Origin of the sequence: Streptomyces sp. NPDC051776 (assembly GCF_040681345.1) — a bacterium.
Lineage (GTDB): Bacteria > Actinomycetota > Actinomycetes > Streptomycetales > Streptomycetaceae > Streptomyces.
In genome coordinates this window covers 1-7,372 of record NZ_JBFAYQ010000103.1, presented here as the reverse complement: position 1 = coordinate 7,372, position 7,372 = coordinate 1, and the positions used below count along the sequence as shown (strand labels likewise).

The following is a 7,372-nucleotide window of genomic DNA, read 5'->3' as shown; positions in this document are numbered from 1 at the left end:
GAGCTACCTTGCCGGCCTACACCTCCGCGCCTCGATGATCTGGATCAAGGACCTCACGCGAGCCACCCCTTGATCACGACCAAATACGCTCCCTAAGGGGGCTTGTTCAGCGAATCGGTGCAGATCAGAACCACGTTCGTGTCGGCCTTGCTCCGTTGCGGAATGAGGTTGAGCATTCGGAATCGTTGTCTCGGCAGGCTGTATGCAGGTGGCGACAGAGCGGCGCGTTCAAGTCACGTGACGATGGGGGAGTGCCCCTCAAGAACGGGGATCCTCGGGGGCGTTGTCGGTGGTGGCGTTTACCTTCCGAAAACGAGGTAGGGCATGCGTGGTCATTGAAGCGTGGAGGGGGAGTGGTGACGGCAGAAGAACCGGACGGTGTTGTAGCGGACGGCAGGGCCGACGCACGGCAGGTCGTGGCTTATCTGGTGCGCCCTGAATCCGCCGAGTACATCGCCATCATGGACGTACTTGAGGGTTCGGTGACCGATCTGACAGCCGCCGAGGTCACGGCAGCGCTCTCGACTGCGGGACTGCGTATGGACGTGCGGGTGGTCGAGTCACGGCTGGATGTCCTCAAGACCATCGGCGCGGTCTCGGTGCGGTCGGACACCAGCCGCGCGCGCCGGTATGCCGAGATCCTGGCGCGGAACTGGCGCTACACCGCCAGCCCTGCCGGGCGGCATGTCCAGCGCTTCTACCGGCAGGTCCTGGCCGGGACGGCGACGGTGCGGGAGATCCCGATCGTGTCACTGAACCGCATCGTCACCCAACTGGAGAAACTCGTCGCCGTGCTGGGCGTCAGCGAGCCTGCTGCCGGTCGCATGGATGCAGCGTGCGTGGATGCTGTGGGGGTGGTGTTCACCAGTCACGACGACTTGGACGCCGCCCTGGTTGGTGCTGAGGATGCGCTGATGAACCTGGCCGACCGGTTCGACCTGGACGAGGAACGCACCCATGACCTCAAGGGGCTGCTGGTCGACTACGCCACCCGCGTTGCGGCGGAACTCGACTCCGGCTCCGCCCGAGTTGCAAAGGCCTTGCAGACTCTGAGGCCGTGGTTCGCCTTGCTGGCCGGTGCGGCGGTCGACGCCTCACAGGCCCGCGACCTCATCGCGGCCGGCGCGCTAGGTGCTTCCCGCGGTGGCCGTGTCGAGGACTGGGAGGGACTATGCGCCTGGTTCGACGCCCGCACCGGACGCGCGGCACGGTTCTCGCTGCGCTTGGTACGGACGTTGCCGAGTATGCATGCCAACCTGCGACGACTGCACTCATCAGCAGGCACAGCATCCAGCCGCACCCGCGCGCTCTCCCTCGCCCGAGCGGTGCTGACCCCTGACATAGGCGTGCAGATTTTCCAGGCCGCGGTCGGTGACCACTCCTGGCGCAAGCTCTACGGCCAAGCCGACGAGGACGACGCCGGCCGCAACCCGTCCTGGCGAGGTGGACCGCAGGTCCCGGTGCCGACGCTACTGCGCACCGCCGGCCGCTCCGGGCCCCGCGGCAGAGGCACCGCACCACGCGACGACACCGCCGCCAAGGCACAATTGGCCGAAGCCCGAGCCCGCCGACAAGCCGAGCACACCGCTGCTGTCGCCACGGTCCTGGCCGCAATGCCAGGCCAGCAACTGGACGAGACTGCAGCCCGCATTGCGCTCGACGCCCTCATGACCGCCGCTCGAGCCACCGCGAAGGGCCCGCGCCGCACCGGCGTCAGCGGCGGGCTCGCCTGCTCCCTCATCCACACCGGCACCGGTACCGGCCTGCTTGCCGCCCCCACCTGGCGCGTGCTCCTACCCGGCCGCATCCCTCTGTTCCACGAACCCGGCCGCCGTCCCTCCGCATCCGCCCTCGCAGCCCTCGCCGGCACCACCACGACCGACGACCCGGCTCCACGCGCCACCCTCCATCTCGCCACCCACCGCAACCCGAGCAATCACAGCACCCGCACTCCTGACGCCGGCACATCACAGGAAGGGGCGGCATGAACGAAGAGCCCTTCGACCACACCGAGCCAGACCCCACGGCCGACACAGCGGCAACGCCAGATCCACCACGACGGCGCCGTAAGGCGTGGCGGCCCGAGGCCGACTCCGAAGCCGCCGCCCTGCTCCGCCACCTCGCGGCCACCCCCTGGCTCATCGGCGGCCGCGACGACGACCTCATCGCAGCAGTGCGCCGCAACGAGGCCGCCCTACGCTCCGCCGTCGCACGGCTTGGGTGGGTACTGGTCATCGAGCGCGACCTGGTGCGTCTCCGCAAAGGCGCACCGCCGCGCCCAGCCGTATGGGCACTCCGGGGCCCAAGCCAAGCGGCCTGCTCGTGGTTCTTCCTGCTGATCGCCGCAGCCGAGTCGATGCCGCCACGGACTGCACTGGGACAACTGGTCACCGCGGCACGCGCCGCTGCCGCCGAAGCCGGACTGCCGTCACACAACGACATGGCAGAGCGCCGCGCCATTGTGGCCGCGCTGCGCATGCTCGACGAACGCGGCGTCGTCGAGCGTCTCGACGGCGACATGGACGGCTACCTGCACGACGAGCAGGCGCCGGTCCTGCTCGCCGTCCACCACACCCGGCTGGCGTACGTGGTCGCCAACCCCGGCACCCTTGACCCCGCCACCGACCCGCATGGATGGCTTGAGCAAGCCCAGCGTGAGCCAGACCCTGCTCGCCGGATGCGCCGCGCACTGGTGGACGACACATGCGTGCACACGGCGCTTCTGGACGAGGCCGAGGCGCAGTGGCTGAGTCACCGAGTGCGTGGCGACGACGGCGCCCCCCTGGCAGAGGCTTTCGGACTGGACCTGGAGCGCCGTGCAGAGGGCGCAGCCTTCGTCGTGCCGGACGAAGCATTCCGCCACTTCCGCCAGCTCGGCCCGATGCCCTTCCCCGTACCGGGCACCATCGCTCACGCCGCGCTGCTGCTGCTCGACCACGCCGCCATCCACGGCACCACAACCAACGGACCCGGCCCTGGATGGCGCGGCCTGACGCAGGAGCAGGTAGCGGACGCTCTCGCGGGATTCGCGGCAGGCAATGCCTCCGGAAAGGGCGGCTGGGGTGCCGAGTACTCCAGTGACCCCCACCTGCTGGCAAGCAAGGTCCGCGACCTGCTGACCGGTTCGAACCTTGTCCACCCCGCCCACGCCGGCACACAGGCCGATCAGACGACCGCGCCGATGTGGTGGTTTTCCCCTACCACCGGCCGTTGGGCGGAAGAAGGCAGCGCTGCCCCCAAAGCCACACGCTCCCGCACCCGTTCCTCAAAGAACACCTCTGGTGCCAAGCACACCCCCGCCCGCCCGAGCAGCCAAGCCACGCGGCCCCAAGAGGGCCCGGACCTCTTCAGCACCCTCACAGCCGAACAGCAGGAGGAACACGCACGGTGAGTGACATCCTCGACCTGGACTTCAGCTCCCCGCCGCCAACTCCGCCGTCCGGAAACGCCGACCGGTTCGGCGGCCGCTGGCGCCTGGTCGGCGCTGGACTGTCGAACGTGTGGCGCTATGGCGACCTGGACCTGCCCGCTGCATCGGGACGACTGTTGCTGCGCGGGCCCAACGGAACCGGCAAGACCACCGCCCTGGAGGCGCTGTGGCCCTATCTGCTTGATTTGAACGCGGCCAAACTCGCCGCAGGCAAAGCGCGCCCCACTACCTTGAAACTCCTCATGAGCGACGGGGCCCCGGCCAAGGGCCGCCGATACGGCTACCTCTGGATAAGCTTCGCCGCGCCTGCAGCCGAAGCGGCGGCGACAGCCCTGGACGAGGAAACGTCAGAGGACGAGGTAGTGAGCTACGGAGTCCGGCTCCAGTACTCGCCAAGCTCCACCCCCGCGGTGAAAGTCGTCCCGTTCACCGTCCCCGGCCGCCCCCTGAAGGAACTGGCGCTGCGCGCCCCAAACGGCGCCGCGCTGGAACACGAGGAGTTCTCCACGCGAGTCGAAGCCGCCGGCGGACAGGTCTTCCCAGACCCCGACGACTACGTCGAGCACCTTGCAGCCCGCATCTGGTCCACCACCTCCAGCGAACTGCGAGACCTCGCCTCGCGGTTGCGGGAAGTCCGCAACCCGACCCTTCTGGGCGACGTCTCTCCGGCCGCGGCTGCCGATGCCCTACGCCAGTCACTTCCAGGCGTGGCCGGTGATGTACTTGCCGCGACCGCAGACGCCCTCGCCGAATCCGACACCACCCGCGAGGCGTTCGAGCGGGACGAACATGCCGCCACCGTCTTGGCAGAGTTCGCCCGCGCGTGGACCGGACACGTCGTCGACGTCACCCGCAGCGCATACACCGCCGCACGCGAGGCTGCCAACGATGCCGGCCTGCACCGCCGCGAGGTTCAACGGTGCACCAGCCTTCTCACTGATGCGCAACGCGCCGCAGAGGAGGCCGCGGGCGAAGTCCAGCGCCTTGATACCGACCACCGCACGGCGGTGGCTGCCGCCCGCGCCATCGAAATCTCCGAAGCGTACAGGGCGCACGGCGATGTGACGGACTTGCGTGCACGGCTCAAAGCCGAACAGGCCGCCGCCGTCAGTAGCTTCGCAATTCTTGACACCGCCGCTGCACATGCACGAACGCAGACCGAGGTCGGCCAGGAAGCCCTGGATGAGATCACCACCGATCTCGCCGCGCTTGCCGCCGACGCCGAGTCCGCCGGTACCCCGTCGCATGCGCTCGACGTCCTGCTATCCCACCACCCTCGCGCCCGCGTTACTCGCACCGTCGCCGACCGTGTCATCGACCCCGGCCCCGGTATCACACTCACCCAGGACCGACCCGGTCTCCAGCAACTCGCCGCCACATGGAAGACCTTCGCCCAAGGCCACTGCGGCGCAGCAGACAAGGCCGCTCTGGTCCTACGCGACCACGAACCGGTCGCGGAAGCCGAGACCACCTACGACGGGGCCAGCCAGGCAGCAAGCCGCGCCACCGCCGTGGCCCGCACAGTTGCCAGCCGTACCCTTGCTGCCGTCGCCCGATGGGCTCCGGAACATCCTCACCTGCGAGGCCTGCACAACGACCCCGCCTTCTCCACCGACGAGCACCAGTTGTGGGAGGCAGACGACATCGACGTCCTCGCCCACGCTGAACCTACCGCCGTGCGCGACCAACTCAACGTGTGGGCCGAGCAGGTTGTGCGAATCGGCGAAGCCCTCGCTGCCGTCCACGAAAGCACAGCCAAGGATCATCTCGCTTCCGCAGCAGACCTCGACGCCACCGCCGCACAGCACCGTGCCGACGCTCGCCGTCTGCGCTCCGGGCAGCTACTGCCGCTGCCACGCCCGAACTGGGCGGGACCGGGCGATGACGACATTGCACTCGGAACACTGCTGGAATGGCGTCACGGACTCGACCATACGGACGACCAGCTGGCGCTGCTGGAGCTCGCGCTCGCCAGCGCCGGTGTCCTGGGCGCCCACGTGCACACCGGCGGCGCCAGCACGAACGCCTGGCACATCGGCCCCGTCGGCAACCCGACGGAGAAGAACCTGACCGCTGTCCTGGACGTGGACCCAAGCCACCCGCAAGCTGATCTCGCCCGAGCCGTCCTCGCCCGCATCGCACTGGCCGACACCGCCACCGGTCCCCGGGACACAGCCGCTCTCCTCATTGGACGCGACGGCACCTTCGCCGCCGGCCCTCTCAGTGCGCACCCCGCAGCCGCACTCTCCGCGGCCGGGACCGAGATCCCCGCCGCCTCACACATCGGCGCCCGTACGCGTCTGGCCAAAGCACGCGCCAAAGCCGACGAGCTCGACGCGACCGCGGATGAACTCCAGCACCGTGCCGAACACCAACGCAGCGCCGCCGAGGGGTGCCGCCAGCAACGCAACAAGGTCCGCAGCGAAGCGAAGTCCTTCCCACCGCGGGATGAATTGGCCAATGCCGAGGCCGAGCGCGCCCGCACCGTCACAGCAGCCCACGAGCTCGAGGCCGCCGCACGAATCCTGCGTCAGCAGGCAGACAACCTCGCAGCAGACCACACTGCTCTGCACACCGCCTGGGCGGCCCGCGCCCGAGATATGGGCATGCCCATCGACCACGACGAGCTGGCCACGCTGATCGAGAACAGTCGAGACCACGCCAAGAAACTGACCACCTGTGCACAACAGGTCACCGACCGACTTCTGCCCAAACTCGACCGCGCGCTGCGCCTGCTCCCCGACGAAACCGAGCTCACGACCCGTCTCGCCGACCTCCAACATGCCGCGCAGACCGCACACACCACCGTGCTCGAAACCCAGGCTGAGCTGACCGAGCTCCAGTCCCATGGAGACGCCGACGACGCGGCCCGCCGCTTCGATATCGCAACAGCTCAGGCCACACAGCTCTCCGCGCAACTCGACTCCGCCCGAGAGAAGACGACCGTAGCCGAGAAACACCTCAGCACATGCGAGAGCGAGCTGAACACAGCTCGGGGACGGCTCACCGACGTCCGCCCCCGCCAGACATCCACGGAAGCGCACCTGGCCACACTGCTGGCCTGGGACCCCATCGCCCAGGCCCTCGACGTCGACACCTTCCTCTCTACTCGCGGCGGCCTTCCCGACGACGGCCTCGGCTCGGCAGAACAGCTCCTCGACACCGTCAAAGAACTGATCGCACGCCGTCCCACAGCCTCGAAGAAAACCCTCGGCGAACGCTGCGACGAGGTCCGCGCCGAACTTGCCCAGACCTGGACCATCGCTCGCGATGACCCGCCCGCCGGCCTCGACGAACTCGACACGTTCGTCCTCACGCACGCGGAAACCCACTACGAACCGATCAGTGCCGCCGCCCGCGCGCAGACCCTGGCAGCAAAGGCCAAGAGCGCACTCGACGCTGCCGAAGCAGCGGCACTGCGCGACTTCGTCATCGGCCGCCTGCCCGCAGCGATCGGCACCGCATGGACGGCCCTGACGGACTGGAAGAAGTCAGTCAACGAGAAAATGCGCGCAGCCCAGGCATCCTCCGGGGTCGGTGTCCAAGTCCACGTCGGGCTACGGGACGACCTCGACGTCGCCACCCGCACGGTGTACGAGCTGTCCTGCCAGGTCAGCGACGCGGTCCGCACCGAAGAACAGAAGGAACAGGTCGGGCAGGCACTGCAGTCACTCCTGGCCGCCGCGGACGGCTCCACCATGGCAGAACGCCTCGCCGCCGCTGTCGACATCCGCGACTGGGTGGAGGTCCACTACCTCGTTGAGCGCCCCGGGCCCGACGGGGCGCCCGTCACCCGACGATGGGGCTCACGCACCGGCCTGTCCGGTGGCGAGCGGCGCCTGGTCGTACTAGGGGGCGTATCCAGTTGTGATCAATCTGCGGGATCCGCTCCCGCAGCGGGGCGGGTTCCTGTAGATCGTCATGCATGACGCAGGTGCAACT

3 protein-coding genes are annotated in these 7,372 nt (G+C 68.7%); all 3 read left to right on the top strand.

Annotation, left to right across the window (positions count from 1 at the left end):
• Positions 1-356: 356 nt before the first annotated feature.
• From AB0M26_RS30935 to AB0M26_RS30925, 3 genes are read left to right on the top strand one after another with little or no spacing between them, the layout of a single operon-like run.
• The gene (locus AB0M26_RS30935) at positions 357-1,988 is read left to right on the top strand and encodes a DUF2397 domain-containing protein (protein WP_365266185.1); all 1,632 of its coding nucleotides are present in this window, start codon (positions 357-359) and stop codon (positions 1,986-1,988) included.
• Positions 1,985-3,391 (top strand): DUF2398 family protein, encoded by a 1,407-nt coding sequence (locus AB0M26_RS30930; protein ID WP_365266183.1) that lies wholly within the window; start codon positions 1,985-1,987, stop codon positions 3,389-3,391. Before AB0M26_RS30935 ends, AB0M26_RS30930 begins: the two co-directional genes overlap by 4 nt.
• Positions 3,388-7,359: a hypothetical protein gene (locus AB0M26_RS30925; RefSeq protein ID WP_365266181.1), complete on the top strand. Its 3,972-nt coding sequence runs from the start codon at positions 3,388-3,390 to the stop codon at positions 7,357-7,359. Before AB0M26_RS30930 ends, AB0M26_RS30925 begins: the two co-directional genes overlap by 4 nt.
• Positions 7,360-7,372 lie beyond the last annotated feature (13 nt).

Excerpts from the sequence above, each read along its gene's own strand:
- AB0M26_RS30930 (WP_365266183.1), top strand. The coding sequence starts at position 1,985 with ATGAACGAAGAGCCCTTCGACCACACCGAGCCAGACCCCACGGCCGAC.